General features: G+C 62.1%; 25 protein-coding genes. 9 read left to right on the forward strand and 16 right to left on the reverse strand.

Annotation, left to right across the window (positions count from 1 at the left end; all coding sequences use genetic code 11):
- Nucleotides 1-70: 70 nt before the first annotated feature.
- Both fadD1 and fadD2 read right to left on the reverse strand, forming a co-directional pair.
- Nucleotides 71-1,768, reverse strand: coding sequence for a long-chain-fatty-acid--CoA ligase FadD1 (gene fadD1 / locus IEC33019_RS16985; RefSeq protein ID WP_070093246.1), 1,698 nt, complete (start codon nucleotides 1,766-1,768; stop codon nucleotides 71-73).
- A 291-nt stretch (nucleotides 1,769-2,059) separates the two neighbouring features.
- Nucleotides 2,060-3,748, reverse strand: coding sequence for a long-chain-fatty-acid--CoA ligase FadD2 (gene fadD2, locus IEC33019_RS16990; RefSeq protein ID WP_099593770.1), 1,689 nt, complete (start codon nucleotides 3,746-3,748; stop codon nucleotides 2,060-2,062).
- Between the two features lie 213 nt (nucleotides 3,749-3,961).
- Here fadD2 and IEC33019_RS16995 point away from each other — a divergent pair, with 213 nt between their 5' ends.
- Both IEC33019_RS16995 and IEC33019_RS17000 read left to right on the forward strand, forming a co-directional pair.
- Nucleotides 3,962-4,906: an alpha/beta hydrolase gene (locus tag IEC33019_RS16995; RefSeq protein ID WP_070093248.1), complete on the forward strand. Its 945-nt coding sequence runs from the start codon at nucleotides 3,962-3,964 to the stop codon at nucleotides 4,904-4,906.
- A gap of 36 nt (nucleotides 4,907-4,942) precedes the next feature.
- Complete coding sequence (locus IEC33019_RS17000; protein WP_070093249.1) at nucleotides 4,943-5,413, forward strand: MaoC family dehydratase; 471 nt, start codon at nucleotides 4,943-4,945, stop codon at nucleotides 5,411-5,413.
- A 91-nt stretch (nucleotides 5,414-5,504) separates the two neighbouring features.
- Here the strand turns inward: IEC33019_RS17000 and IEC33019_RS17005 are convergent, their stop codons facing one another.
- The 7 genes from IEC33019_RS17005 to IEC33019_RS17035 all read right to left on the reverse strand — a co-directional run bounded on the left by IEC33019_RS17005 (nucleotide 5,505) and on the right by IEC33019_RS17035 (nucleotide 10,300).
- Nucleotides 5,505-6,746 carry an RNA polymerase sigma factor gene (locus IEC33019_RS17005; RefSeq protein WP_070093250.1) on the reverse strand — a complete coding sequence of 414 codons (1,242 nt, stop codon included), beginning with the start codon at nucleotides 6,744-6,746 and terminating at the stop codon, nucleotides 5,505-5,507.
- Nucleotides 6,746-7,237 carry an SRPBCC family protein gene (locus IEC33019_RS17010; RefSeq protein ID WP_070093251.1) on the reverse strand — a complete coding sequence of 164 codons (492 nt, stop codon included), beginning with the start codon at nucleotides 7,235-7,237 and terminating at the stop codon, nucleotides 6,746-6,748. The genes IEC33019_RS17005 and IEC33019_RS17010 overlap by 1 nt, the downstream gene beginning before the upstream one ends.
- An 18-nt stretch (nucleotides 7,238-7,255) precedes the next feature.
- Nucleotides 7,256-7,600 (reverse strand): YciI family protein, encoded by a 345-nt coding sequence (locus IEC33019_RS17015; protein WP_043209307.1) that lies wholly within the window; start codon nucleotides 7,598-7,600, stop codon nucleotides 7,256-7,258.
- Nucleotides 7,601-7,649: 49 nt separating this feature from the next.
- Entirely contained in the window at nucleotides 7,650-8,072 is a 423-nt protein-coding gene (locus IEC33019_RS17020; protein ID WP_070093252.1) for a YybH family protein, read from the reverse strand.
- Nucleotides 8,073-8,252: 180 nt separating this feature from the next.
- On the reverse strand, nucleotides 8,253-8,897 hold the full coding sequence (locus IEC33019_RS17025; protein ID WP_070093253.1) for a LysE family translocator: 645 nt from the start codon (nucleotides 8,895-8,897) through the stop codon (nucleotides 8,253-8,255).
- 98 nt (nucleotides 8,898-8,995) lie between these two features.
- Nucleotides 8,996-9,952, reverse strand: coding sequence for a threonine dehydratase (locus IEC33019_RS17030; protein ID WP_070093254.1), 957 nt, complete (start codon nucleotides 9,950-9,952; stop codon nucleotides 8,996-8,998).
- An 87-nt stretch (nucleotides 9,953-10,039) separates the two neighbouring features.
- Nucleotides 10,040-10,300, reverse strand: a complete 261-nt coding sequence (locus IEC33019_RS17035) for a DUF2790 domain-containing protein (RefSeq protein WP_070093255.1) — start codon at nucleotides 10,298-10,300, stop codon at nucleotides 10,040-10,042.
- Nucleotides 10,301-10,537: 237 nt separating this feature from the next.
- Between IEC33019_RS17035 and IEC33019_RS17040 the strand changes: the two genes are divergently transcribed.
- Nucleotides 10,538-10,987 carry a GNAT family N-acetyltransferase gene (locus tag IEC33019_RS17040; RefSeq protein WP_081337478.1) on the forward strand — a complete coding sequence of 150 codons (450 nt, stop codon included), beginning with the start codon at nucleotides 10,538-10,540 and terminating at the stop codon, nucleotides 10,985-10,987.
- On the opposite strand, the gene def is transcribed toward IEC33019_RS17040, so the two are convergent.
- Nucleotides 10,942-11,478, reverse strand: coding sequence for a peptide deformylase (gene def, locus IEC33019_RS17045; RefSeq protein WP_070093256.1), 537 nt, complete (start codon nucleotides 11,476-11,478; stop codon nucleotides 10,942-10,944). The two genes, IEC33019_RS17040 and def, sit on opposite strands and share 46 nt — an antisense overlap.
- On the reverse strand, nucleotides 11,475-12,428 hold the full coding sequence (locus IEC33019_RS17050) for a YihY/virulence factor BrkB family protein (protein WP_070093257.1): 954 nt from the start codon (nucleotides 12,426-12,428) through the stop codon (nucleotides 11,475-11,477). The genes def and IEC33019_RS17050 overlap by 4 nt, the downstream gene beginning before the upstream one ends.
- Before the next feature lie 258 nt (nucleotides 12,429-12,686).
- On the opposite strand from IEC33019_RS17050, the gene IEC33019_RS17055 reads away from it, so the two are divergent.
- Nucleotides 12,687-13,067 (forward strand): hypothetical protein, encoded by a 381-nt coding sequence (locus tag IEC33019_RS17055; RefSeq protein ID WP_070093258.1) that lies wholly within the window; start codon nucleotides 12,687-12,689, stop codon nucleotides 13,065-13,067.
- Here the strand turns inward: IEC33019_RS17055 and IEC33019_RS17060 are convergent, their stop codons facing one another.
- On the reverse strand, nucleotides 13,068-13,904 hold the full coding sequence (locus tag IEC33019_RS17060; RefSeq protein WP_070093259.1) for a CvfB family protein: 837 nt from the start codon (nucleotides 13,902-13,904) through the stop codon (nucleotides 13,068-13,070).
- A 131-nt stretch (nucleotides 13,905-14,035) separates the two neighbouring features.
- Here IEC33019_RS17060 and IEC33019_RS17065 point away from each other — a divergent pair, with 131 nt between their 5' ends.
- Nucleotides 14,036-14,896 carry a DUF6279 family lipoprotein gene (locus tag IEC33019_RS17065; protein WP_070093260.1) on the forward strand — a complete coding sequence of 287 codons (861 nt, stop codon included), beginning with the start codon at nucleotides 14,036-14,038 and terminating at the stop codon, nucleotides 14,894-14,896.
- Between the two features lie 83 nt (nucleotides 14,897-14,979).
- Here IEC33019_RS17065 and aceK read toward each other — a convergent pair whose 3' ends face one another.
- The gene (gene aceK / locus IEC33019_RS17070; protein ID WP_070093261.1) at nucleotides 14,980-16,695 is read right to left on the reverse strand and encodes a bifunctional isocitrate dehydrogenase kinase/phosphatase; all 1,716 of its coding nucleotides are present in this window, start codon (nucleotides 16,693-16,695) and stop codon (nucleotides 14,980-14,982) included.
- 169 nt (nucleotides 16,696-16,864) lie between these two features.
- Between aceK and IEC33019_RS17075 the strand changes: the two genes are divergently transcribed.
- Nucleotides 16,865-17,782, forward strand: coding sequence for a DMT family transporter (locus tag IEC33019_RS17075; RefSeq protein ID WP_070093262.1), 918 nt, complete (start codon nucleotides 16,865-16,867; stop codon nucleotides 17,780-17,782).
- Nucleotides 17,783-17,836: 54 nt separating this feature from the next.
- Here the strand turns inward: IEC33019_RS17075 and IEC33019_RS17080 are convergent, their stop codons facing one another.
- The 3 genes from IEC33019_RS17080 to cysK form a co-directional block, all read right to left on the reverse strand.
- Nucleotides 17,837-18,718: a DMT family transporter gene (locus IEC33019_RS17080; protein WP_070093263.1), complete on the reverse strand. Its 882-nt coding sequence runs from the start codon at nucleotides 18,716-18,718 to the stop codon at nucleotides 17,837-17,839.
- A gap of 441 nt (nucleotides 18,719-19,159) precedes the next feature.
- Nucleotides 19,160-20,095 carry an aspartyl/asparaginyl beta-hydroxylase domain-containing protein gene (locus tag IEC33019_RS17085; protein ID WP_070093264.1) on the reverse strand — a complete coding sequence of 312 codons (936 nt, stop codon included), beginning with the start codon at nucleotides 20,093-20,095 and terminating at the stop codon, nucleotides 19,160-19,162.
- Between the two features lie 215 nt (nucleotides 20,096-20,310).
- A complete protein-coding gene (gene cysK, locus IEC33019_RS17090) occupies nucleotides 20,311-21,285 on the reverse strand; it encodes a cysteine synthase A (protein WP_070093265.1) in 975 nt (324 codons plus the stop codon).
- Between the two features lie 133 nt (nucleotides 21,286-21,418).
- On the opposite strand from cysK, the gene IEC33019_RS17095 reads away from it, so the two are divergent.
- The 3 genes from IEC33019_RS17095 to IEC33019_RS17105 all read left to right on the forward strand — a co-directional run bounded on the left by IEC33019_RS17095 (nucleotide 21,419) and on the right by IEC33019_RS17105 (nucleotide 24,690).
- On the forward strand, nucleotides 21,419-22,492 hold the full coding sequence (locus IEC33019_RS17095; protein ID WP_070093266.1) for a DUF748 domain-containing protein: 1,074 nt from the start codon (nucleotides 21,419-21,421) through the stop codon (nucleotides 22,490-22,492).
- Between the two features lie 160 nt (nucleotides 22,493-22,652).
- Nucleotides 22,653-23,498 (forward strand): AAA family ATPase, encoded by an 846-nt coding sequence (locus tag IEC33019_RS17100; RefSeq protein ID WP_070093267.1) that lies wholly within the window; start codon nucleotides 22,653-22,655, stop codon nucleotides 23,496-23,498.
- Nucleotides 23,499-23,511: 13 nt separating this feature from the next.
- Nucleotides 23,512-24,690, forward strand: a complete 1,179-nt coding sequence (locus IEC33019_RS17105) for a vWA domain-containing protein (RefSeq protein ID WP_070093268.1) — start codon at nucleotides 23,512-23,514, stop codon at nucleotides 24,688-24,690.
- Nucleotide 24,691: the final 1 nt, after the last annotated feature.

The raw sequence follows: 24,691 nt of genomic DNA on the forward strand, positions 1-24,691 counted from the left end.
GCCGCGTGGCGGCCCCAGCATCCGAAGCTGCAGACGCAAAGGGCCGCAAGGCAGCCCTGGCTCGATGACCTCAGGCGATCTTCTTCAGGCCCTGCTTCTTGAGCTCTTCGTCACGTAGTTCGCGGCGCAGGATCTTGCCGACGTTGGTGGTCGGCAGCGCATCGCGGAACTCGATATGGCGAGGGACTTTGTAGCCGGTGACGTTGGCGCGCATGTGCTCCATCACCTGCTCTTTGGTCAGGGTCATGCCCGGCTTGACCACGATGAACATCTTGATCACTTCGCCTGACTTTTCGTCCGGCACACCGATCGCCGCGCACTGCAGCACACCCGGCAAGCTGGCGAGCACGTCTTCGAGCTCGTTCGGATAGACGTTGAAGCCAGAAACCAGAATCATGTCCTTCTTGCGATCGACGATGCGCATGTAGCCATCGGGCTGGATGACCGCGATATCGCCCGTCTTCAGCCAACCGTCCTGGTCGAGGATTTCGGCGGTGGCCTCTTCGCGCTGCCAGTAGCCCTTCATCACTTGCGGGCCCTTGACACACAGCTCACCGACTTCGCCCAGGCCCAACTCGCGGCCGCTGTCATCGATCACCTTGCACAGGGTCGACGGCACCGGAATGCCGATGGTCCCGACCTGATTGGCCTCGGCGGGGTTGACCGCCGCGACCGGGCTGGTCTCGGTCATGCCGTAGCCTTCGCAGATCGCGCAGCCGGTAACGGTCTTCCAGCGCTCGGCCACGCTCAACTGCAAGGCCATGCCACCAGAGAGGGTGATTTTCAGGGCCGAAAAGTCCAAGGCACGGAAGGCGTCGTTGTTGCACAGGGCAACGAACAGGGTATTGAGGCCAACGAAGCCGCTGAACTTCCACTTGCCCAGCTCCTTGACCATGGCCGACAGGTCACGGGGGTTGCTGATCAACACGTTGTGGTTGCCGATCAGCATCATCGCCATGCAATGGAAGGTGAAGGCATAGATGTGGTACAGTGGCAACGGGGTGATGAGGATCTCACAGCCTTCCTGCAGGTTCGCACCCATCAGGGCGCGGCACTGCAGCATGTTGGCCACCAGGTTGCGGTGAGTCAGCATGGCGCCCTTGGCAACCCCGGTGGTACCGCCGGTATACTGCAGCACGGCGACGTCGTTTGGTTGCGGATTGGCCTCGGTCACCGCACCGCCCTTGCCCAGTGCCAGAGCATCATTGAAGCGTACAGCGCCAGGCAGGTTGTAGGCCGGCACCATCTTCTTCACGTACTTGATCACGCTGTTGATCAACAGGCGTTTGAGCGGTGGCAGCAGGTCGGCCACCTCGGTGACGATGACGTGCTTGACCTGGGTCTTGGGCACCACCTTTTCGGCCAAGTGCGCCATGTTGGCCAGGCACACCAGGGCCTTGGCGCCAGAGTCGTTGAACTGGTGTTCCATCTCGCGCGCGGTGTAGAGCGGGTTGGTGTTGACTACGATCAGCCCTGCGCGCATGGCACCGAACACGGCCACGGGGTATTGCAGGACATTGGGCAGTTGCACGGCAATCCGATCACCGGGCTTGAGGTCGGTATGCTGTTGAAGCCAAGCGGCAAAAGCGCCCGACAGGGTGTACAGCTCCCCATAGGTAAGGGTCTTGCCCAGGTTGCTAAAGGCCGGTTTGTCGGCAAAGCGTTGGCAGGATTGCTTGAGCACCGCCTGGATGTTGGGGAACTCGTCAGGATTGATTTCCGCCGTTATCCCGGCTGGGTACTTATCCTTCCAAAAATTTTCGATCATGGAAGCCCGCTCCTTCAGCAACAGCGAATTCGTCACGCATTACGCGTTTATTATTGATATGGGATGACGGCTCATTGCAAACCGGATCATCTGAAAACGCGCCGAGAGTAACAGCTTTGCCAGGGGTCGCCTAGAGCCCAAATTGGCCCACGCGGTCACAAAAATGACTCAAAGAAATGTACCGGTCATTTTTAGAGTATTTAACCAAAGTGTCGCAATTAAAGCCGAAAGCGGCAGGATAGAGCGGTTGCTAACCACCCTAACCTGCCGTTTGAAGAGCCTGCATGAAAACTAGGCGATATCCCGCAGCTCGCGACGCAAAATCTTGCCCACCGGGGTCATGGGCAACGACTCGCGCAACACAATGTGTTTAGGCACCTTGTAGCCCGTGAAGTTTGCCTTGCAGTACACCTTGAGCTCCTCAACGCTCAAACCCGCCTCCCTCGGCACCACGAATAGCTTCACCGCTTCGCCGGAGCGCTCGTCGGGCACGCCAATGGCCGCGCAGTTGGCAACCTTGGGGTGCCCCATGATCACGTCCTCGATCTCGTTGGGATACACGTTGAAACCCGAGACGATGATCATGTCCTTCTTGCGGTCGACGATACGGGTGAAGCCATCGGGGTCTATCACGGCGATATCGCCCGTCTTGAGCCAGCCGTCGGCATCCAGCGTCTGTGCGGTGGCCTCGGGTTGGCGCCAATAGCCTTTCATTACCTGCGGCCCTTTGATGCACAACTCGCCCCGTTCGCCCAAGGGCAATTCGTTGCCCTCGTCATCGATGACCTTGAACGCGATACCCGGCACCGGGATACCCACCGTCCCCAGGCGCGCCAGCGAGCCGTAGGGGTTGGTGCTGGCGACCGGGGAGGTCTCGGTCAGGCCGTAGCCTTCGACGATGCGACAGCCCGTCAGGCTCTCCCAGCGTTCTGCCGTGGCCTTCACCAAGGCCGTGCCTCCGGAATTGGTGACCTTGAGCGCGGAAAAATCCAGGGACTTGAAGCCGGGGTGGTCCATCAGGGCGACGAACAGGGTGTTCAAACCGAGCAAGCCGGTGAAGCGCCACTTACCCAGTTCCTTGATGAAGCCGGAGATATCGCGGGGATTGGTGATCAGTACGTTGTGGTTGCCGGTGACCATCATGCACATGCAGTTCGCGGTGAAGGCATAGATGTGGTACAGCGGCAACGGGGCGATCATCACCTCTTGGCCGTCCTTGATCAGCTTCTGCCCATCCGGGCCATGCTGGGAGAAACACGCCAGTACCTGCAGCATGTTGGCCACCAGGTTTCCATGGGTGAGCATCGCGCCCTTGGCCAGGCCGGTGGTGCCGCCGGTGTACTGCAGGACGGCGACATCATCGAGGCTCAGAGGCACCGGCTCGGGCAGCCCTGCCCGGCCATGGCGCAGTACCTGCTTGAACGATACGGCCTGCGGCAGCCGGTAGGCCGGCACCATCTTCTTCACCTTGTCGACCACGGTATTGACCAGCCAACCCTTGGCGGCCGGCAGCAGGTCGCCCATCTTCGCCTCGATCAGGTATTCGATGCCGGTGTCGCCCAGCACCTGCTGCACCCGCTGGCCGAACATGTTCAGGTAGACCAGTGCGCGGGCACCGGAATCCTTGAACTGATGGCGCATTTCGCGCTCGGTGTAGAGCGGGTTGGTGTTGACCACAATCAGTCCGGCGCGCATCGCGCCGAACACGGCGATGGGATATTGCAGGACGTTGGGCATCTGCACCGCGATGCGATCGCCCGGAACGAGGTCGGTATGCTGTTGCAACCACGTGGCGAAGGCAGCGCTGTAGCGCTCCAGGTCGCGGTAGCTGAGGGTCACGCCCAGGTTGCTGAAGGCCGGCCTATCGGCGAAGCGCTTGCAGGAGCGCTCGAACACGTCGACGACCGATTGATAAGCAGTGATTTCGAGGGAGGAAGGCACGCCCGCAGGGCGTTTGTCATTCCAGAAGTCGGCTTGCATCTTATTGTTGTTCCTCTGCCATGCGCTGTCCCTGACCTGCCTGCCCCAGGCTCGCGAGCGGGCAGGAAGGCGTCGAATCGACGTTAGCAGGTAAGCAAGAGACGGCATATACGCCAAGTGCCGCCATTAACATTGTGAATCTTATTTGTGCCCTTCCTGCAATCGGGTCCATTGGGCATACACTGTCTGCAACCCATGAGCCAAGGACTCGCCATGCCCCATGACGCCTTCTGGCTGCCTGCCAGCGAGCATTGCAGCCTGTATGTCCATCAGTGGCTGCCGACAACGCCGGTCAAGGCCGTGGTGCTGCTGGCCCACGGCATGGCCGAGCACGCCGGCCGCTACCAGCGCCTGGGGCATGCTCTGACCGACGCAGGTTTCGCCCTGCTCGCCCCGGACCTGCGAGGCCATGGCCGTACGGCCGAGCTTGGCAATCTTGGCCTGTTCGCTCGTCATCATGGCTGGCACACCGTGGTCAACGACCTGGGGCTGCTGGCCCAGCACATCGGCCAGCAGTTTCCCGGTACGCCGCTGTTCCTGTTCGGCCACAGCATGGGCAGCTACATCGCACAGGCCTATCTGCTGCACCACAGCGCCAGCCTCCAGGGCGCGGTGCTCAGCGGTTCCAACTTTCAACCGCCGCTGCTCTACCGCACCGCCGCGCTGATCGCACGCCTGGAAACATGGCGCCAGGGGTACCTGGGCAAGAGCGCATTGATCGAATGGCTGTCTTTCGGTTCATTCAATAAAGCCTTCAAGCCCAACCGCACGCGCTTCGACTGGCTCAGCCGCGATACCGACGAAGTCGACAAATACATCGCCGACCCCTTGTGCGGTTTTCGCTGCTGCAACCAGTTGTGGGTCGACCTGCTCCAGGGCCTGGCACAGATCAGCAGACCCAGGAACCTTGAGCAGATCGACCCGAACCTGCCCATTCTGGTGATCGGCGGTGAATGTGATCCGGTCAGTGCCGGCAAGCGTCTGAAGAGTCTGGCCGACGCCCTGCGCGCGACCGGCAATCGCCATGTGCAGTTGCGCCTGTACCCCGCGGCGCGGCACGAAGTGCTCAACGAAACCAACCGTGACGAGGTCACCGCCGATATCCTCGGCTGGCTGGAACAGGCGCTGGCCCTTGGCCGCCCTGCCCGCAGTGAATGATGTACACTTCCTCGTCCGCCCTTTAAGGAAGCCCCGATGTCCCAGGTCACCAACACGCCCTACGAAGCCCTCGAAGTCGGGCAGAAAGCCAGCTATGAAAAGTCCGTGGAAGAGCGCGACATCCAGCTGTTCGCCGCGATGTCCGGTGACCACAACCCGGTACACCTGGACGCCGAATTCGCCGCCAAGAGCATGTTCCGCGAGCGTATCGCCCATGGCATGTTCAGCGGCGCGCTGATCAGTGCCGCCGTTGCCTGCACCCTGCCAGGCCCCGGCACCATCTACCTGGGCCAGCAGATGAGCTTCCAGAAGCCAGTGAAGATCGGCGACACCCTGACCGTGCGCCTGGAGATTCTCGAGAAGCTGCCCAAGTTCAAGGTGCGCATCGCCACCAACGTCTACAACCAGAACGACGAGCTGGTGGTCGAAGGCGTGGCCGAGATCCTGGCTCCGCGCAAGCAGCAGACCGTCGATTTGGTCAGCCCGCCGAACTTCGTTGCCAGCTGATCGAGCCCGTCGACAGTACGTCTTCTCGGGTGAACCCGCTCCTACAGGGCCTGCACAGCCCTGAACGCGGGTTTACCTGCGCCAGCGCCGCCTAGCGATCCAACTCCCGCAAGCACCGCTCGATGTGCCGTCTCTCCGGCCCCTGTCGGGTAAGCGCCAGCGCCTGCTGCCAGGCTTCGCGGGCCTGCTCGTCCTGGCCCAGCTGACGGTGCAGCTCAGCCCGGGCAGCATGAGCCAAGTGATAATCGAGCAGCTCGCCACGCCGCAGAATCGCCTCGATCGCCGACAGCCCCGCCCTCGGCCCGTCACGCCTGGCCAATGCCGCTGCCCGGTTCAGCTCCACTACCGGTGACGGCCAGTGCCGTTGCAACACATCGTACAAGCCTACGATCTCCTGCCAGTCCGTCTGCTCGGCACTTGAGGCCTCGGCATGCACCGCAGCAATGGCGGCCTGTACGCTGTAGGCACCGAACTGCCGGCTGCGCAGTGCCTGCTGTACCAGTTGGCAGCCTTCGGCGATCTGCGAACGGTCCCACAAGCTGCGGTCCTGACGGTCCAGAACCACCAACTCCCCCGACGCATCGCTGCGCGCCCGCAAACGCGAGGCCTGCAGCAGCATCAACGCCAACAGCCCGAGCACCTCGGCATCCGGCAACAGTTGGGCGAGCAGGCGCCCCAGACGGATCGCCTCGTCACACAGCTCGCGCTGCACCACATCATTACCTGTGGACGCTGAATACCCTTCGTTGAACACCAGGTACACCACCCGCAGAACGCTTTCCAAGCGCTCTGGCAACTCAGCCAGCGCCGGGACCTGATAGGGAATGCGCGCATCGCGGATCTTGGCCTTGGCGCGCACAATGCGCTGGGCAATGGTCGCCGGGCTCTGCAGAAAGGCGCGGGCGATCTGCTCGGTGGTCAGGTCGCAGACTTCGCGCAGGGTCAGCGGTACCTGGGCATCGGCCGAGAGGGCTGGGTGGCAACAGGTGAAGATCAACCGCAGGCGGTCATCCACCAGGTCTTCCTCCTCCTCGGGGCCCTGGCCTTCGTCTTCCAACAACATGACCAGGTCCGCCTGGGAACGGTCGAAGCGGGCACGCCTGCGCAAGGCGTCGATGGCCTTGAAGCGGCCCGCAGACACCAGCCAAGCTCGCGGATTGTCCGGGATGCCATCGCGCTGCCAACGCTCGACGGCAATGAAGAAGGCATCGTGCAGCGCCTCTTCGGCAAGATCGAAGTCGCCCAACAGGCGAATCAGGGTCGCCAGGATACGTCGAGAGTCCCGCCGATAGACCGCCTCGACCTCCCGGCGCACCTGCTGGGCATCGAGCATCAGTCCGGCATCCGCTGGGTCACCACCTCTACCAGCCGGTCCAGGCTTTCGCCCCAGCCCTGGTAGAAGCCCATTTCCTCATGGGCCCGGCAGTCGGCGGCGTTCCAGTGCAAGGCACGCGCGGTGTATCGGGTCTTGCCCTGTTCTTCATCGAAGGTCATCACGGCCGTCATGAACGCTTTGTCCGAAGGCACCCAGCCTGGCCCGAATGCATCGGTGAACACCAATCGCCGCGGCGCGACGATCTCCAGGAACACCCCCTGATTGGGGTACTCGGTACCATCGGGGGCCCGCATCAGGGTACGGAACAGCCCCCCTACCCAGAGTTGCAATTCGCATTCAGGGGTGGTCATGCCATGGGGCCCCCACCACTGCGTCAACCACTGTGGCTCGGTCCAGGCGCGAAACACCTTGGCCGCGGGGGCGTCGATCAAGCGCGTGATGGACAACTCGTGTGGCGACTGTGGCGGGCCGGGTTGTGCAAGGCTCATGCTGGTCGTTCTCCGTTGTCAGGGTTGCAGCTCGCGTACAGGTCGCACTTCAACGCTACCGACCCGCGCCGCCGGGATGCCCTTGGCGATGTTCAATGCCTCGTTCAGGTCGCGCGCATCGACCAGGTAAAAGCCTGCCAATTGCTCCTTGGTCTCGGCAAATGGGCCGTCGGTCAGGCTCATGCGCCCACCCCGCACGCGTACCGTCGTGGCGGTCTGCACAGGCTTGAGCGCCTCGGCTGCGAGCATTCGGCCGGCCCCTTGCAGCGACTCGGCGTAAGCCATGCATTCGGCATCTTCGGGGCTGTCGGGCAGGCTGTGCAGCAGCCCCTCGTCACAATAGACCAGGCACAGGTATTTCATGGTCATCTCCAATGCTGCGCAAAGGTGCGGTTGCCGATGAGCGGCAGGTTCAAGGCTGGAGGTTGAACAGGGCTTTCTGGGTTTCCATGTCGAACGGTGCCGACCAGTGCTCGTGTATGACCTGCCATTGTCCATCCCTACGACGATAGCCCACTGTCGCGCGGATGAAGCCACATTGGCGCTCGTCATCGGAAGGACCGCAGCGGTTGAGCCAATGGGCCAATCCCAGGTCGCCGTCGGCATGCACGGTCAGTTGCGCCTGTTCGAAGACCATGGGCCCTGTGCAGAAACTCATGCACATCTCCCAGTGCGCCCGGTAGGCGGCCTTGCCTTTGAATTGCAACGCCTTGATGGCATCGAATGCCACGATGTCGTCGGCATAGGGCGCGCAGATCGCATCCAGGTCGCGATCACGCACGGCCTGCATCCAACGTTCGATCAACTGGCTGATTTCGGTTTGGGCGGTATTCATCGGGTTTCCTCCGATCGGTCATCAGTGGGCAGCGCGGTATGAATCCGGCGCCTTCATGACTGGTCGAACGGTGATCGGGGAAATCGACAGGGGGAGGAGAAAAAATCGAAGCCGCGAACACGCTCCCAGAATCCCACTGCTGCTTGGCAATTCAGCTGCCGGGGCGGGAGCGGTGATAAATCACAATGCCGGGCTTGCAAGGATGAACTCACGATATCCCGAAAGAACCACATACCCGGCAAAGTAGCAGAAGATCGCCGCCGACAGCAGGTACGACCACGTCAGCAATCGGTCCCCCAGCAAGCGCCCGCCATGGCTGGCGATACCGCACAGGCCGAGGCACCAGACCACCCCGGCGGCAAAGAAGCCACCCAGGAACAGTCCGGCCTCCAGCGGCCCACCGGCACCGGAGCGAGAAATCAGCACCCCGCCTACTGCGGCAAACCACAGGATCGCGCTGGGCGAAGACATAGCCAGGAACATCCCGCGCAAAAACTCGCGCCAGGCCGGCTCCACCACCGCCTGCCCACTGGCCTCCAGGTGCCCGCCGCGCCAGGCCGCCAACAACATCTTCAGCGCGAACCACACCAGCAGGGCCGAGCCCCCCAGCCACAAGGTCCAACGCACCGCTTCGAACTGCAGCAGCACGGTCATGCCCGCCAGCGCGGCGATGGCGTAGATCAGATCGCCCACGCACGTCCCCAACCCCAGCCACACGCCCTGCATGAAACCGCGTTGCATGGCCAGGGTGATCATGGCGATGTTGGCGACACCGATGTCCAGGCACAGGGACAGGCTGAGGAGGAATCCATTCGAAAAGGGCATGGGAGACTCGGTCATGCAGGTTCAAGGGAAGGCGATTGTGCCTGAGCGCGTCATGGCTTGTTCAGATCTTTCGCGCTGCCGACCTGCCCTGACTGCCCTCAAGCGCCGAGCAACACCCGCGCATAGCGCTCACGGTCGATGTTCGCCCCACTGAGTACCACCGCCACACGCTTGCCGGGCTGAAGCGCGCGCTCCTGCATCAAGGCCGCCAGGGCGGCCGCGCCGGCGCCTTCGGCGGTGTTGTGAGTGGCTTCATGGTAAAGACGCATGGCGTGGGCGACTTCGTCGTCGGTGACGCGCACGATGCGTGCAGCATGTTCGCGGATCAAGGTCAAAGCATCGGGGTGGGGGACTCGACAGGCCATGCCGTCGGCGAAGGTGTCGGCGGTCTCGGTGGTGACTATCCGCCCCTGCTCGAAGCTCTGGGCATAGGCATCGGCGGCGCTGGAGACCACGCCGACAATCTGTGTCTTCAAGCCCAGCAGGTTGCGCGCCTGGATCAGCCCGCAGATCCCAGACCCCATGCCGATCGGCACGTAGACGCAATCCAGGTCGGCCACCGCATCGAACAGTTCCAATGCATAGGTGGCCACACCGCGCACCAGCTCCGGGTGGAACGAAGGCACCATGGTGTAGCCCAACGACTCGGCAAGCCTGGCCGCTTCTTCTCGGGCCACGTCGAAATCGACACCATGTTCCACCAGCTCGGCCCCCAGGGCGCGCATGGCGGCGTTCTTTTCTCGCGAGTTGCCTTCCGGCACCACGATCACCAGCGGCACACCGGCCTGACGCGCCGCCAGCGCCATGCTCTGGCCATGGTTGCCCCGGGTGGCGGTGACCAGCCCGCGCACAGGCTTGCCGGTGGCCAACAGCGAACGGACATAGACCAGCCCACCACGCACCTTGAAGGCACCGGTCGGCGCGTGGTTCTCGTGCTTGACCCAAACCTTGCAGCCCAACCGCTCGGCCAACAAGGGCCAGGCATGCTGCGCGGTGGCAGGAACGTGCTGACGGACGAAGTCGGCGGCTTCACGCAGGGCGGGCAGGTCGAACATGGACGATCATCCTTAATCAAAGAAAGGTCGATCCGATCCTAAGCCCGACCTGATGCCCAGGTAAACCTTATCTGTCCATCGACAGTCTCAGCCCTGGCTGCAGCCCTCGCCCATGGCGCGATACTGGATGGTGTGCACCTGCCCCTGATGGTCTTCGTAGGTCATGGTGGCAGGCACCACTTCGCAGACGTTGGGGATGGTCGACAGGCTGATCACCCGCTTGATATCCAGGTTGGTGGAATAGTCGTACTGCTCGACCACAGGTTGGGTGGTGGCGGCGGTCTTGACCTCATCGGCGAAGGCGAACGAGGACATACCGACCAGTGCGAGAATCAGTAAAGCTTTCATGAGAGGTTGGCCTTAAAAGCAATCAACTCGATTGACTTCATATGCCGTGAATGGCGCGGAGAAGTTGTCATCAACTGCGAAGATGACACGAAGTACCGATCCCGCTTCGTACTGCCGGGGATGTCTGAAAGTCTACTCCCCGCCTGAAATAGTTGAACCCCGAACTCGGACAATCACTCTTGCGCACACGGTAACAATCTGCGAAAAAGCCCCTCCCGCACGCCTATGCCCACGACCATGAATCCGCTCCACTGCAGTCCCTTGGGCAGCCTTGAACGCAAGCTGCTCGATCACTTCTACCGCCAGCACGGCTCTCGCATGCGCGCCGCGGGGGATGGCCAATGGTGGGTGGCACGGGCGGGAGGCATCGTCGCGGGCATGAGCCTGAGCCCTGTAGCCGAAGGGCGATGGCTCACGGGCCTGTTCGTTGCGCCACAATGGCGTGGCCAGCAGGTCGCATCGCAGTTGATCGAGGCGGCCTTGCAAACCGCCTGTGGGCCGACGTGGTTGTTCTGTCACCCTGAACTGGAGGCTTTCTACCAGCGCCAGGCCTTCACCCCGACAGGCACGCTGCCCGACGCGCTGGCCTCACGACTGGCCCGTTACCAGCGCAGCAAGCGCCTGGTGGCGATGGTACGCGGTCAGTCGTCGGGCGCATCAAGCCCGGGGAACAGCACCTCGGTGTAGCCGAACTTGCTGAAGTCCTGAATGCGCGAGGGGTACAGCCGGCCGATCAGGTGGTCGCATTCATGCTGCACCACTCGGGCATGGAAGCCGTCGGCGAAGCGGTTGATCGGATTGCCCTGGGGGTCGATGCCCTCGTAGCGGATGTGCTTGAAGCGCGGCACGACGCCCCGCAGCCCCGGGACCGACAGGCAGCCCTCCCAGCCGTCCTCGACCTCCTCGGACAAGGGCGTGATCACCGGGTTGAGCAGGATGGTCTGTGGAACGGGTTCGGCGTCCGGGTAGCGCTCGCTGCGCTCGAAACCGAAAATCACCAGTTGCAGGTCGATGCCGATCTGCGGCGCTGCCAGGCCCACACCGCCCACGTGGCGCATGGTCTGGAACATGTCATCGATCAGCGCCTGCAACTGCTCGCTGCCGATCAGGTCCACCGGTACGGGCGGGGCGATGCGCAACAAACGCTCGTCGCCCATCTTGAGGATGTCACGGATCATCGGGGGTTCGGCTCACTCGGCTGGGGCTCGACAGGGTGTTCATGGCCGAGCACGGTCAATGTCTCCTTGGAGGTATGACCTGCGGCTTCCTTCTCGCCAGGGTTCTTGCCTTCGGCCGACATATGTTCGATCACCGCATTCATCTCGGCGCCGAGCAACAGCACGGCGGCGGAAATGTAGAAGTACAACAGCAAGACAATGATTGCCCCGATACTACCGTACATGGCGTTGTAATCGGCGAAGGTCTTCACATAGTAACCGAAGGCCAGCGAGGCGATGATCCACACCACCACCGCCAGCACCGAGCCTGGGGTGATGAAGCGAAACTCCTGCTTAACATCGGGCATGACGTAGTAGATCAGCGCCACCGCCACCATCATCAGAATGATGATCGCCGGCCAGCGCAGGATGGTCCAGACCGTGACGATCACCTCTTCCATGCCCACCTGGGCGGCGATCCACTCCATGACCTGCGGCCCCAGCACCATCAACGCCGCAGCGGCCAAGAGCATGCCGGCGATACCGATGGTGTAGATCACCGACAGTGGCAGGCGCTTCCAGACAGGTCGGCCCTCGGGGACGTCGTAGGCGGCGTTCATCGCGCTCATCATCAGGCGCACGCCGGCCGAGGCCGTCCACAGGGCGATGACGATACCCACCGAAAGCAGCCCCCCTTTGGACTGCTGCAACTGGTCGATCACCGGATTGACCTGCTCCAAGGCCTGGGGCGGCAGCACCAGCTCCGACTGCAGGCGCAGCCAGGAGAAGAAGTCCGGCAGGTGCAGGAAACCGATCAGGGCGATGAGGAACAATAGGAAGGGAAACAGCGAAAACAGCATCTGGTAGGCCAGCGCGGACGCATAGGTGGACATTTCGTCATCGAGAAATTCTCGGACGGTGCGCACCAGCACGCGGTGCAGAGGCAAACCGCGCAGGTTGGGGAAAAACATAGCGTCTCCTTTCGCTGCAGATCGTGTCGGATGACGGCCGGCCAATCGGGCAGGCCCTTTCAATGATGCAAGTCTAATAGACCACACCGGACCCGTTGCAGCTCAACGCCTGGCGAATAAAAGAAAACAGCTACAGCGTGCCGTCCGCCCTTACCGCCCTGCTCTTTCAGCCCTGCGAACCGATCCCCAGGCTTGTTTGCCCGCAGCCGGCCCCGCACAATACCAGGCCTTATCTCGCGTCAACCCGCAGGAACCTGCATGAAACTCGACAAACCCACCGCCATCGCCCGCCGCAACCAAGCGCTGGAGCGGCCGGTGCTCAACCGCGACAACACCCTGCTCGCGATCCTGGACCGCAAACGCAACCTGTGGTGGTTCGATGTGCCGACCGCGCTGTTGCGCAAAGGCCAGCCCGACTGGGTCAACCTGCTGCTGCACACTCCCGAGACCGATGAACTCCAGCATCTGAAGGTGCCGACCAACTTCCTGCGCGCGCATCAGGAGCAGATGGAAGTCCGTCACCCAGGCAAACGGCGCTCGACCATCAGCCTGGCCCTGAGCGCCGACCGCGACTCGCTGCTGCGCGATACCCGCCCAGGTGGCGAGCAACTGGACTTCACGCCCTTCCTGCAGGCCTGATCAGGCCCGTTCGATGCGATCGTCAAGGATGACGATGCGACCCTGCTTGTAGAGGGCGCCGATCGCTTTCTTGAAGTTGCCCTTGCTGACATTGAACAGTCGGCTGATCACTTCAGGGTCGCTCTTGTCGCACACCTCGAGCATCCCACCGGCCGCCTCCAGGCGCGCCATGATCTGCTCAGGCAGGCTGTCGACCAGGACCTTGCCCACCGGCTGCAGGCTCAGGGCGATCTTGCCGTCGTGGCGCACTTCCTTGATGTAGCCCTTCTCGTGCATGCCCGAACGCAGGAACTTGAACACCTCATTCTTGTGGATCAAGCCCCAATGGCGGTTGTTGATGATCGCCTTGAAGCCCATGGGCGTCTGCCCGGCCACGAGCAGCTCCACCGGTTGGCCGGCCTGGTAGTCGACCGGGGTGCGATCCAGGTAGCGGTCAAGGCGCGCGGTGGCGGTGATGCGACGGGTGCGCTTGTCCAGGTAGACGTGCACCACGCAATACTCGCCCACCTTCAGCGGACGCAACTCCTCCGAATAGGGCATCAGCAGATCCTTGGACAGCCCCCAGTCGAGGAAGATGCCCGCGCCGTTGATGTCCTTGACCTTGAGGCTGGCGAATTCACCGACCTGCACCTTGGGCTTTTCGGTGGTGGCGATCAGCTGGTCCTCGCTGTCGAGGTAGATGAACACGTTGAGCCAGTCGTCGATCTCGGCGTCGACGTCTTTGGGGATGTAGCGCTTGGGCAGCAGGATCTCGCCGTCCGCACCGCCATCCAGGTACAGGCCGAAGTCCGTGTATTTCACGATTTGCAAACTGTTGTAACGCCCAAGCAAAGCCATTTACGAAGATCCTCAAGACAAGGCGGCTATTCTACACCTGAACAGCCTTCGCCGCCTGGCCGTCCATACCCAGGAACCGACGGAGCGCCCCTTGCGTCTACTGCCTGGCAAGCTCCAGCAAGGATCCGCCCATGCCCGTCACCCTACGTCCCATGTTCATCTTCGTCCTGTGCCTGACCTTGACCGTGGCCGCCTGCAGCCGCATCGACCTGGCCTATCGCAACCTCGACGTGCTGGTACCCTGGTCCCTGAACGATTACCTGAACATGAACCGCCAGCAGAAAACCTGGCTCGACGAGCGTCTCAAGCAACACTTGGCCTGGCATTGCCGGACGCAACTACCCGGCTACCTGGAGTGGCTCGACCAGATTCGCCAAATGGTCATGACCGACCAGGTCACCGACCAGGCGCTGCGCCAGCGCACCGCTGAGGCCCGCCAGGCCGTCGGCCGGGTCGCCGAGGCGATCACCCCCTCCGCCACGCAATTGCTGCGCGATATGAGCGACGAGCAGGTGTCGCAAATGCGCCAAGCCTTTCGTGATGACATCCGCGAGCGCCAGGCCAACTATGTCGAAACGCCGCTACCCAAGCAGATCAACGATCGCGCCAAACGCATGGAAAAACGCCTCGAACCCTGGCTGGGCGAACTCAACGCGCCTCAACGTCTGCGCGTGTTGACCTGGTCCCAGGCCTTGGGAGACCAGAATCGCCAATGGATTGCCAACCGCGCCCACTGGCAGCACCAATTGGTGCTGGTGCTGACGCAACGTGACACCCCAAGCTTCGAGCCACGCATTGCACAGTTACTGCAACGCAAGGAGAGCTTGTGGAGCCCGGAGTACCGCATCGCCTTCCAGAACGCCGAACAGCAGGCCCGCAGCCTGCTGGTGGACCTGATGAAGCAAAGCACACCAGGACAGCGTCAGTTTCTCCAGGAGCGGCTAACCAAGGTGCGCAATGACTTCAGCGCGCTCAAGTGCATGAAGGGGTAGCCCCTTTGCGCTGTCGCCAGCCTCCCCATCAGGGCCTGGGCTGGCGACAGCCTGCGATGGGCCGCAAAGCCCCCCACAAAAGCTCACCGCACCTTGCGCCGATACGGAAACACATCGATGACCTTCCCCTCACGGATCGTCGCCTGCAGCCCCTTCCAGTAATCGGCGTCATACAGCTCGCCATGCAACCGGCTGAACAGCCGTCGCTGGCCGATATCGGCGAACAGAAACGGCGGGAACTCCTCGGGAAACACATCGTGCGGCCCGATCGAATACCACGGCTCACCGGACATCTCGTCTTCCGGGTATCGCGGCGGCGGGATATGCCTGAAGTTCACCTCGGTCAGAAAGCTGATCTCGTCGTAGTCATAGAAGACCACCCGACCATGGCGGGTGACGCCAAAGTTCTTGAGCAGCATGTCACCGGGAAAGATATTCGCCGCCGCCAGTTGCTTGATGGCCAGGCCATAGTCCTCCAGCGCTTCGAGCACCTGGGCTTCGCTGGCCTGTTCGAGGTAAAGATTGAGCGGGGTCATGCGCCGCTCGGTCCAACAGTGTCGGATCAGCACCGTGTCACCTTCAAGTTTCACGGTCGAGGGCGCCACCTCCAGCAGCTCGGCCAGGCACTGCGGCTCGAACTTGGCCTTGGGGAAGCGGAAATCGGCGAACTCCTGGGTATCGGCCATGCGCCCGACCCGGTCGACACTTTTGACCAGACGGTACTTGTCGATCACCGTCGCTCTGTCCACGGTCTTGGAAGGCGAGAAGCGGTCCTTGATGATCTTGAACACGGTATTGAAGCCGGTCAGGGTGAATACGCTCATCACCATGCCGCGTACCCCTGGCGCCATGACGAAGCGATCCTCGGTGCTGGCCAGGTGGTTGATCAGGGCGCGGTAGAACTCCGATTTGCCGTGCTTGTAGAAGCCAATCGAGGTGTACAGCTCGGCGATGTGCTTACCCGGCAGGATGCGCTTGAGAAAATTGACGAACTCCGCCGGCACCGGCACATCGACCATGAAATACGAGCGGGTGAAGGAGAAGATGATCGACACCTCGGCCTCGTCGGTGATCACCGCATCCGCCTCGATGCCATGGCCCTCACGGTGCAACAGCGGAATCACCAACGGCCACTGCTCGTCCGGTGTATACAGCCGGCCCACCAAGTAGGCGCCCTTGTTGCGGTACAGCACCGGCGAGAACAGCTCGGCGGCCAGCGAAGGATCCTTGCAGACCCAGTCCGGCAAGCATTCGCGCAGTTGCTGCTCCAGACGTGCCACATCCCCGTCCAGATCGCCGTAAGGCACGCTGAACGAGTAATCGGCAAAGATCGCCCGCAACAGGCTGCGGACGCTGCCCTCAGGCTGATAGGTGCGGGTCTGCGCTGCCCGCTCATGCCCGCGCATCGATGGCCGGGTGGTGTGGATGAACATGCAGCCATCGCTGATCAGGTCATGACTGAACAGGCTACAGAAAATCGAGTTGTACCACGTCTCGGACAGCTCATCGTCCAGGCGCGGGTCGATCAGGCGGATATAGGCGCTCTTCACCAGCGGCCATTGCTCCACATCCAGCAGCACCGCCTCGGCAAAGCCATCACGCAGCCAGCCATTGACCTCGACGACCTTTTCTTCATAGAGATTGATGCGTGCCGCCGCAGCCTGCTGGATCTGCTGCCACAGCGCCCGCTCGAAACGCTCGCGTGCGCCCAGGGTGATGCGCCGGAAGTGCTCGCGGTAATCGTCGAAGCCATCGAGGATCATCCGGGCGATCTGGGCCGCCGGCCAGGACTGGGACATGCAAGGGACTCCATGTGGGGTTCAACACGCAAGCTTAGTTGCACCTGCTTGTGTCGTGCCCTTTTCGCGGCAAACCTGTCCCTGAGCACATTCACACAGCAAGAAAGGACAAGAACCACGCTCATTCGATGGCGTACACTCGCGCCCTTGCCGATTGCTGGAGACCGCTGTGAGCCCCATCGCCCTTGCCCGCCTGCTGACCCTTGCCGCCGTCTGGGGAGCGAGCTTCCTGTTCATGCGCATCATTGCGCCGGAACTTGGCACGGTGCCGACAGCGTTCTTTCGCGTCTCGATCGCGTGCTTGGGGCTGATCGTCATTCTTGCCGCAGCGCGGGTACGCTGGGACTTCAACGGCAAGCTTGGCGCCTGCCTGGTACTGGGGATGATCAACTCCGGGATCCCGGCCACCTTCTACTCGGTAGCAGCGCAGGTGCTGCCGGCCGGCTACTCGGCCATCTTCAACGCCACCACACCGCTGATGGGCGTACTGATCGGCGTACTGTTCTTCCGCGAACCCATGACCCTGGCCAAGCTGTGCGGCATTTTCCTGGGGCTGTTGGGCGTCGGCATCCTCAGCGGTGCAGGTCCGGTGGCGCTGGATCTTGCTTTACTGCAAGGTGCCCTGGCCTGCCTGGCCGCGACAACCTGCTATGGCTTTGCCGGGTTCCTTGCACGGCGTTGGGTCAGCGAGCTGGACAGCCGGTTGTCGGCCTTGGGCAGCATGCTTGGCGCAACCTTGCTGCTGACCCCGGTGTTCGCCTGGAGCGCCCTCACCCAGCCACCGGCCAGCTGGGGGGGTTGGCCGGTGTGGCTGTCGCTGCTGGGCCTGGGCCTGCTGTGCACAGCGTTCGCCTACATCCTGTACTTCCGACTGCTGTCCGAGATCGGACCGGTCAAGGCCAGTACCGTGACCTTTCTGATTCCGGTGTTCGGCGTGCTGTGGGGTGCCTGGCTGCTGGATGAACCGCTGTCGATGGCGCACCTGTATGGCGGAATGCTGATCGGCGTGGCCTTGTGGCTGGTGCTACGCCCGGCTAAAAAACAGGACTCTGCCGCCGTCGCGAGCCAAGCCCGCCCGCACAGATGAATGACGTATAGCGCCATCTCCAGAAAAAGGGCCGCAAAGCGGCCCTTCGATGTATCAGGCTTCAGCCGTGCGCAACCCAGGCTTGCGGAACACGAACAACAACCCGACGACGATCAACCCCATCCCCAGCAGGCTCAGCGGCGCCAGCCGATTGCCGAAGATCAGGAAGTCCATCACGGCAGTCACTGCCGGCACCAGGTAGAACAGACTGGTGACATTGACCAGGTTGCCCCGGGCGATCAGACGGTACAGCAGCAAGGTCGCCAACAACGAGACCACCAGCCCCATCCATGCCAGCGCACCGATGAAGCTTGCATCCCACTGCACCTCAAGCGGCTGAAAAGGCGCGAACACCGCGCACAAGGCAAAACCGGCCAGGTACTGCAACGGCAAAGTGCCCATGGGGTTGTCGGTGATGCGCTTTTGCAAGATGGAGCCAAAGGTCATGCTGGCCAGCGCCAGCAGGGCGAACAACATGCCCATCAGAGAGATCCCGCCCAGGTTGAGGCCCTGGTAGACCACCATCACCAGGCCCCCAAGCCCCAGGCCCAGCCCGAACAGCCGGCTCCAGGAGCGCTGGCGCTCCATCAGCACCACGGTAAGGATCGGTTGAACCCCCATGACCGTAGCCATGATACCGGGGGTGACGTGGGTGTTCAGCGCCAACAGATAGAAGATCTGGTAGGCGCCCAGCAACACGCAGCCGGTGCCCAGGGCACGCAGGACCGCACCCCGGCTGCGCGGCCAGCGCAGCCCCAGCAGTGGGCTGACCAGCAGCAGGCCAGCCAGTGCCAAGGCCGAGCGCAGCAGTAGGAAGGCGAAGGGGCTGGCCTGAGCCAGACCAAGCTTGGAGACGATCGCCCCGCTGCTCCACAGCAGGACGAACAGGCTGGTCGTGGCCGCCGAGGCCACGGATGCTTTGGAAAAAACAGACATGTATTGCCACCTGTATAGGGCAAATGAGCCGAACGGCGGGCTGTCGCGCTAGCGAGGGAAGTAGCCGACCGTGTTCAGTAGGTTGCGAGTGCGATGGGGAGCGGCCAGAGGCCGATCAGCCCAGCACCACTGCGCAAGGAGGCGGAGCTACGCCGCCTACCACGCCACTGACAGGTGGTGGGTAATGACTGATCATGGCCGGCTGCTGGCTGCCACGCACAACCACGCCCGCGACAGGCGCGAGGACGACAGCTGTGAGGGAAGGGATGGCAGGCATGATCGGGTCTTCGGAGAAGAGAATGTTTCGGAATATAACGGCGAATCCAGAACCGGGCAATAGCTGTCTTTTGTATTGGCAGGTAAGGCCTCTTCGCGGCCCCACAGGCCCACCGCTACCCTTGAGAGCGGCGCTGTACCTGTGGGAGCGAAATGGCAGGTGAATCAGAACAGCCAGCGGTACAGCAGATACGCCACCACCACCGCCAGGACCGGCCGCAGAATGCGGTAGGCCTTGGGGTTGGCACGCTTGAACTGTTTCACGCGGGTGCTGATCTTGTTGCTGAAGCGCTTGCTCCAGGCATAGGCCTGGTTGATCCCACCCACGCGCTCGTCATCGGTGTTTTGCGGCGCGGTGGCGCGTCCGAGGAAGGCACTGACCTTGCGGTTGATACGGGTCATCAGTGGGTTGCTGAGCGGACGCTCGATGTCGCAGAACAGAATCACGCGTGTCACGTCGGTCTCGTTCTTCACCCAGTGCACGTAGGTCTCGTCGAACATCACGTCCTCACCGTCACGCCAGGCATAGGGCTGGCCATCGACGTAGATGCGGCAATTGTCCGAGTTCGGCGTGGACAGGCCCAGGTGATAACGCAGGGAACCGGCAAACGGGTCGCGGTGAGGGTTCAGGTGGCTGCCGCCGGGCAGCAAGGCGAACATGGCACCTTTGACGTTGGGAATGCGGCTGACCAGCTCGACGGTCTTGGGGCAGAGCATTTCGGCCGAAGGCAGCGGCTTGTCGTACCACTTCAGGTAGAAGCGCTTCCAGCCCTTCTTGAAGAACGAGCCAAAGCCTGCGTCGTTGTCCTTTTCCGCGGCGCGGATGTAGCCCTCATCGAACAGGCGCATGGCCTCTTCACGGATCTCTTGCCAGTTATCCTTGAGCACATCGAGCTCGGGGAAACGCTGGCGGTCCAGGTACGGCTTGGACGGTACACCGGAAAACAGATACATCAAGCTGTTATAGGGTGCGAACAGCGCCGAATGGTTGACGAACTGACGCAGTACAGGCAGGCGCGCCTTGCCGCGCAGGTGCACGAACAGCACGCTGCCAAAGAACACCAGCAGGACACCCGCCTTGGCGGCAAAGGAAAAGGTCATGCAACACTCCTTGGAGAAGAAACCAGGCCGTGACCTGCTCCATTTAAAATCATCCGGCCATCATAAACCCATCTGCCCCAGGTAAAAACATCCAGGGACGCAGTGCAGTTTTCAGGATTGTGCAACAAAGAGTGCGCCGTGGCATTGCGCCGGATCAGCGGTGTGGCAGAAAACCTGGGGCGCAGCGCAGCCCCAGGCATCACCCAGGCAGCGCTTTACTGCTGGTTTTCCTGCTCGGTGAACAGGTCGCTGAAGAGCATGCTCGACAGGTAACGCTCGCCCGAGTCCGGCAGAATCACCACCAGGGTCTTGCCCTGCATCTCCGGCTTCTCGGCCAGGCGCACCGCAGCGGCCATCGCCGCGCCACAGGAGATGCCACAGAGGATGCCCTCCTCCTGCATCAGGCGCAGGGCCATGGCCTTGGCCTCGTCGTCGGTGACGGTCTCGACCTGATCGACGATGGACAGGTCAAGGTTCTTCGGCACGAAACCGGCACCGATGCCCTGGATCTTGTGCGGGCTGGGCTTGAGCTCCTCGCCGGCCAGGGTCTGGCTGATCAAGGGCGAGGCCACTGGTTCTACGGCCACCGAAAGGATCGATTTGCCCTGAGTGTGCTTGATGTAACGCGAAACCCCGGTAATGGTGCCACCGGTGCCGACGCCCGCCACCAGCACGTCCACGGCGCCATCGGTGTCGTTCCAGATTTCGGGGCCGGTGGTCTTTTCGTGGATCGCCGGGTTGGCCGGGTTCTCGAACTGCCCAGGCAGGAAGTAGGTGGCCGGGTCGGAGGCGACGATTTCGTTGGCTTTCTCGATCGCGCCCTTCATGCCCTTGGCCGGGTCAGTGAGCACCAGATCGGCGCCCAACGCTTTGAGCACCTTGCGTCGCTCCAGGCTCATGGAGGCCGGCATGGTCAGCATCAGCTTGTAGCCGCGTGCGGCGGCGACGAAGGCAAGGCCAATACCGGTGTTGCCCGAAGTGGGCTCGACGATGGTCATGCCCGGCTTGAGCTTGCCGCTGCTCTCGGCGTCCCAGACCATGCTCGCGCCGATCCGGCACTTGACCGAATAGCCCGGGTTGCGCCCTTCGATCTTGGCCAGGATGGTCACACCACGTGGAGCGATGCGGTTGATCTGCACCAGCGGCGTGTTGCCGATGGAGTGGGCGTTGTCTGCGTAGATACGGCTCATGGCAGGAGTCCTTGAACTTTGTAGGAGCAGGGAAAGCTTCAAGGGTAAGCCTGCCCCGGGGGGCAGTAAAGCCCGTTCGAACTCCCCAGGGCTCACGGCGGTCAACCGCACAACCCGCCCCGGAGAGCCCTCGATGAAAGCTCGCTATCGTTGGCCGCTGATTGGCCTGGCCAGCCTGGTCGCGCTGTTGCTGGCCCTGCACCTGGCCCTGCCCTACCTGGTCCGCACCTACCTCAACGACCGCCTCGCGGACATGGGCGACTATCGCGGGCAGATCGCCGATGTGGACCTGGCCTGGTGGCGCGGGGCTTACCAGATCAACGACCTGAAGATCGTCAAGACCACCGGCAAGGTGCCAGTGCCGTTTCTCGATGCACCGTTGATCGATCTCTCGGTGAGCTGGCGCTCACTGTGGTACGACCATGCCGTGGTGGCTGAAGTCCTCTTCGTGCATCCCGAGCTCAATTTCGTCGACGGTGGCAACAAGCAGAACTCCCAGACGGGTCAGGGCACCGACTGGCGTCAACAGTTGGAAAAGCTACTGCCCATCACCCTCAATGAGGTGCGCATCGAAAACGGCATCCTGACCTTTCGCAACTTCAACTCGAAACCGCCGGTCGACCTCAAGGCCACCCAGCTGCAGGCCAACATCCGCAACCTGACCAACGTGCGCGACGAAAAAGGCCGCCGCGACGCTAACTTCGACGGCACGGCGCGCCTGCTGGGCGATGCCCGGGTGGAAAGCCGCGCCACCTTCGACCCCTTCAGCGATTTCGATGATTTCGAGTTTCGTCTACGTGCGACCGATATCCAATTGCGCCGACTCAATGACTTCGCCAGTGCCTATGGCAAGTTCGACTTCAATGCAGGCCATGGCGACCTGGTGATCGAGGCGCAGGCCGACAAGGGGCGCCTGCATGGCTATATCAAGCCGCTGTTGCGGGATGTGGATGTGTTCAATTGGCAGCAGGACGTGGAAGACAAGGACAAGGGGCTCTTCCGTTCGATCTGGGAAGCCCTGGTCGGCGCCAGCGAGACGGTACTCAAGAACCAGCCCAAGAACCAGTTCGCCACCCGTGTGGAGCTGCGCGGTAGCGTGCATCAGCGCAACATCAGCGCCTTCGAGGCGTTCCTGCAGATCCTGCGCAACGGCTTTATCCAGGCATTCAATGCACGTTACGAGCAACCACCGCCTGATTCCGACTGACCCAGAAGGTGACGCACCGTTCAGAGACTGAATGACCGGTCTACGTTTCCACCCAGCGGGCCTGGGTTTATAGTCGCGAACAAATGACAATCATGTGTTATCCCTTTCGCGGCTGTACCCGCGAAAAGGCCCTCGATGACACCCCGCAGAGGATCGGTTCATGAAGTTCGAAGGTACCCGCGACTACGTCGCCACAGACGACCTGAAGCTGGCGGTGAACGCAGCCATCACCCTGGAGCGCCCGCTGCTGGTCAAAGGTGAGCCGGGCACCGGCAAGACCATGCTCGCCGAACAGCTCGCCGCCTCCTTCGGCGCCCGCCTGATCACCTGGCACATCAAATCCACCACCAAAGCCCACCAGGGCCTCTACGAATACGACGCGGTCAGCCGCCTGCGCGACTCGCAGTTGGGCGTGGACAAGGTCCACGACGTGCGCAACTACCTGAAAAAGGGCAAGCTCTGGGAAGCCTTCGAGGCTGACGAGCGTGTGATCCTGCTGATCGACGAGATCGACAAGGCCGACATCGAGTTCCCCAACGACCTGCTGCAGGAACTCGACAAGATGGAGTTCTACGTCTACGAGATCGACGAGACCATCAAGGCCAAGCAGCGTCCGATCATCATCATCACCTCCAACAACGAGAAGGAACTGCCGGACGCCTTCCTGCGCCGCTGCTTCTTCCACTACATCGCCTTCCCCGACCGCGACACGCTGCAGCGCATCGTCGACGTGCACTTCCCCAACATCAAGCAGTCGCTGGTCAGTGAAGCGCTGGATGTGTTCTTCGATGTGCGCAAGGTGCCGGGCCTCAAGAAAAAGCCTTCCACCTCCGAACTGGTCGACTGGCTCAAGCTGCTGATGGCCGACAACATCGGCGAAGCCGTGCTGCGCGAACGCGATCCTACCAAGGCCATTCCGCCGCTGGCGGGTGCCCTGGTCAAGAACGAGCAGGACGTGCAATTGCTCGAGCGCCTGGCCTTCATGAGCCGGCGCGGCAACCGCTGACAGGAGCCGCCCCATGCTGCTCAACCTGTTCAATGAAATGCGCGCGGCCAAGGTGCCGGTGTCGGTGCGCGAACTGCTCGACCTGCTCAATGCCCTGCAGCAGCGGGTGGTGTTCGCCGACATGGACGAGTTCTACTACCTGGCCCGGGCTATCCTGGTAAAGGACGAGCGGCATTTCGACAAGTTCGATCGGGCCTTCAGCGCCTACTTCAAGGGCCTGGAGCACCTGGACCGTCACCTGGAGGCGCTGATCCCCGAAGATTGGTTGCGCAAGGAGTTCGAACGCTCGCTCAGCGACGAGGAACGTGCGCAGATCCAATCCCTGGGCGGGCTGGACAAGCTGATCGAGGAATTCAAGAAGCGCCTTGAAGAGCAGAAGGAACGCCACGCCGGCGGCAACAAATGGATCGGCACCGGCGGCACCAGCCCGTTCGGCTCCGGCGGCTACAACCCCGAAGGCATCCGCGTCGGCGAGGCCGGCAAGCGTCAGGGCAAGGCGGTCAAAGTCTGGGACCAACGCGAATACAAGAACCTCGACGACCAAGTCGAACTGGGCACGCGCAACATCAAGCTGGCCCTGCGTCGGCTGCGCAAGTTCGCCCGCGAAGGCGCTGCCGAGGAGCTGGACATCGACGGCACCATCGACCACACCGCACGGGATGCGGGGCTGCTGAACATCCAGATGCGCCCGGAGCGGCGCAACACGGTCAAGCTGTTGTTGCTGTTCGACATCGGCGGCTCCATGGACGCCCACATCAAGGTCTGCGAGGAACTGTTCTCGGCCTGTAAGACCGAGTTCAAGCACATGGAGTACTACTACTTCCACAACTTCGTCTACGAGTCGGTGTGGAAGAACAACCTGCGCCGTACCTCAGAGCGTTTCTCCACCTTCGACCTGCTGCACAAGTATGGCGATGACTACAAAGTGGTGTTCGTCGGCGATGCCGCCATGGCGCCCTACGAGATCACCCAGCCGGGCGGCAGCGTTGAGCACTGGAACGAAGAAGCCGGCTACGTGTGGATGCAGCGCTTCATGGAGAAGTTCAGGAAGATCATCTGGATCAATCCGTACCCCAAGCAGGCGTGGGACTACACCGCGTCCACGCACCTGGTGCGCGAGCTGATCGAAGACAAGATGTATCCGTTGACCTTGCAGGGGTTGGAAGACGGAATGCGGTACCTGTCCAAGTAGC

This window comes from Pseudomonas putida (assembly GCF_002741075.1).
GTDB classification, from domain to species: domain Bacteria; phylum Pseudomonadota; class Gammaproteobacteria; order Pseudomonadales; family Pseudomonadaceae; genus Aquipseudomonas; species Aquipseudomonas putida_T.

What these genes read in the sequence shown, in the direction of transcription:
- fadD1 (WP_070093246.1), bottom strand. Translation starts at nt 1,768, where the DNA reads ATGATCGAAAATTTTTGGAAGGATAAGTACCCAGCCGGGATAACGGCG.
- fadD2 (WP_099593770.1), bottom strand. Translation starts at nt 3,748, where the DNA reads ATGCAAGCCGACTTCTGGAATGACAAACGCCCTGCGGGCGTGCCTTCC.
- IEC33019_RS16995 (WP_070093248.1), top strand. Translation starts at nt 3,962, where the DNA reads ATGCCCCATGACGCCTTCTGGCTGCCTGCCAGCGAGCATTGCAGCCTG.
- IEC33019_RS17000 (WP_070093249.1), top strand. Translation starts at nt 4,943, where the DNA reads ATGTCCCAGGTCACCAACACGCCCTACGAAGCCCTCGAAGTCGGGCAG.
- IEC33019_RS17005 (WP_070093250.1), bottom strand. Translation starts at nt 6,746, where the DNA reads ATGCTCGATGCCCAGCAGGTGCGCCGGGAGGTCGAGGCGGTCTATCGG.
- IEC33019_RS17010 (WP_070093251.1), bottom strand. Translation starts at nt 7,237, where the DNA reads ATGAGCCTTGCACAACCCGGCCCGCCACAGTCGCCACACGAGTTGTCC.
- IEC33019_RS17015 (WP_043209307.1), bottom strand. Translation starts at nt 7,600, where the DNA reads ATGAAATACCTGTGCCTGGTCTATTGTGACGAGGGGCTGCTGCACAGC.
- IEC33019_RS17020 (WP_070093252.1), bottom strand. Translation starts at nt 8,072, where the DNA reads ATGAATACCGCCCAAACCGAAATCAGCCAGTTGATCGAACGTTGGATG.
- IEC33019_RS17025 (WP_070093253.1), bottom strand. Translation starts at nt 8,897, where the DNA reads ATGCCCTTTTCGAATGGATTCCTCCTCAGCCTGTCCCTGTGCCTGGAC.
- IEC33019_RS17030 (WP_070093254.1), bottom strand. Translation starts at nt 9,952, where the DNA reads ATGTTCGACCTGCCCGCCCTGCGTGAAGCCGCCGACTTCGTCCGTCAG.
- IEC33019_RS17035 (WP_070093255.1), bottom strand. Translation starts at nt 10,300, where the DNA reads ATGAAAGCTTTACTGATTCTCGCACTGGTCGGTATGTCCTCGTTCGCC.
- IEC33019_RS17040 (WP_081337478.1), top strand. Translation starts at nt 10,538, where the DNA reads ATGAATCCGCTCCACTGCAGTCCCTTGGGCAGCCTTGAACGCAAGCTG.
- def (WP_070093256.1), bottom strand. Translation starts at nt 11,478, where the DNA reads ATGATCCGTGACATCCTCAAGATGGGCGACGAGCGTTTGTTGCGCATC.
- IEC33019_RS17050 (WP_070093257.1), bottom strand. Translation starts at nt 12,428, where the DNA reads ATGTTTTTCCCCAACCTGCGCGGTTTGCCTCTGCACCGCGTGCTGGTG.
- IEC33019_RS17055 (WP_070093258.1), top strand. Translation starts at nt 12,687, where the DNA reads ATGAAACTCGACAAACCCACCGCCATCGCCCGCCGCAACCAAGCGCTG.
- IEC33019_RS17060 (WP_070093259.1), bottom strand. Translation starts at nt 13,904, where the DNA reads ATGGCTTTGCTTGGGCGTTACAACAGTTTGCAAATCGTGAAATACACG.
- IEC33019_RS17065 (WP_070093260.1), top strand. Translation starts at nt 14,036, where the DNA reads ATGCCCGTCACCCTACGTCCCATGTTCATCTTCGTCCTGTGCCTGACC.
- aceK (WP_070093261.1), bottom strand. Translation starts at nt 16,695, where the DNA reads ATGTCCCAGTCCTGGCCGGCGGCCCAGATCGCCCGGATGATCCTCGAT.
- IEC33019_RS17080 (WP_070093263.1), bottom strand. Translation starts at nt 18,718, where the DNA reads ATGTCTGTTTTTTCCAAAGCATCCGTGGCCTCGGCGGCCACGACCAGC.
- IEC33019_RS17085 (WP_070093264.1), bottom strand. Translation starts at nt 20,095, where the DNA reads ATGACCTTTTCCTTTGCCGCCAAGGCGGGTGTCCTGCTGGTGTTCTTT.
- cysK (WP_070093265.1), bottom strand. Translation starts at nt 21,285, where the DNA reads ATGAGCCGTATCTACGCAGACAACGCCCACTCCATCGGCAACACGCCG.
- IEC33019_RS17095 (WP_070093266.1), top strand. Translation starts at nt 21,419, where the DNA reads ATGAAAGCTCGCTATCGTTGGCCGCTGATTGGCCTGGCCAGCCTGGTC.
- IEC33019_RS17100 (WP_070093267.1), top strand. Translation starts at nt 22,653, where the DNA reads ATGAAGTTCGAAGGTACCCGCGACTACGTCGCCACAGACGACCTGAAG.
- IEC33019_RS17105 (WP_070093268.1), top strand. Translation starts at nt 23,512, where the DNA reads ATGCTGCTCAACCTGTTCAATGAAATGCGCGCGGCCAAGGTGCCGGTG.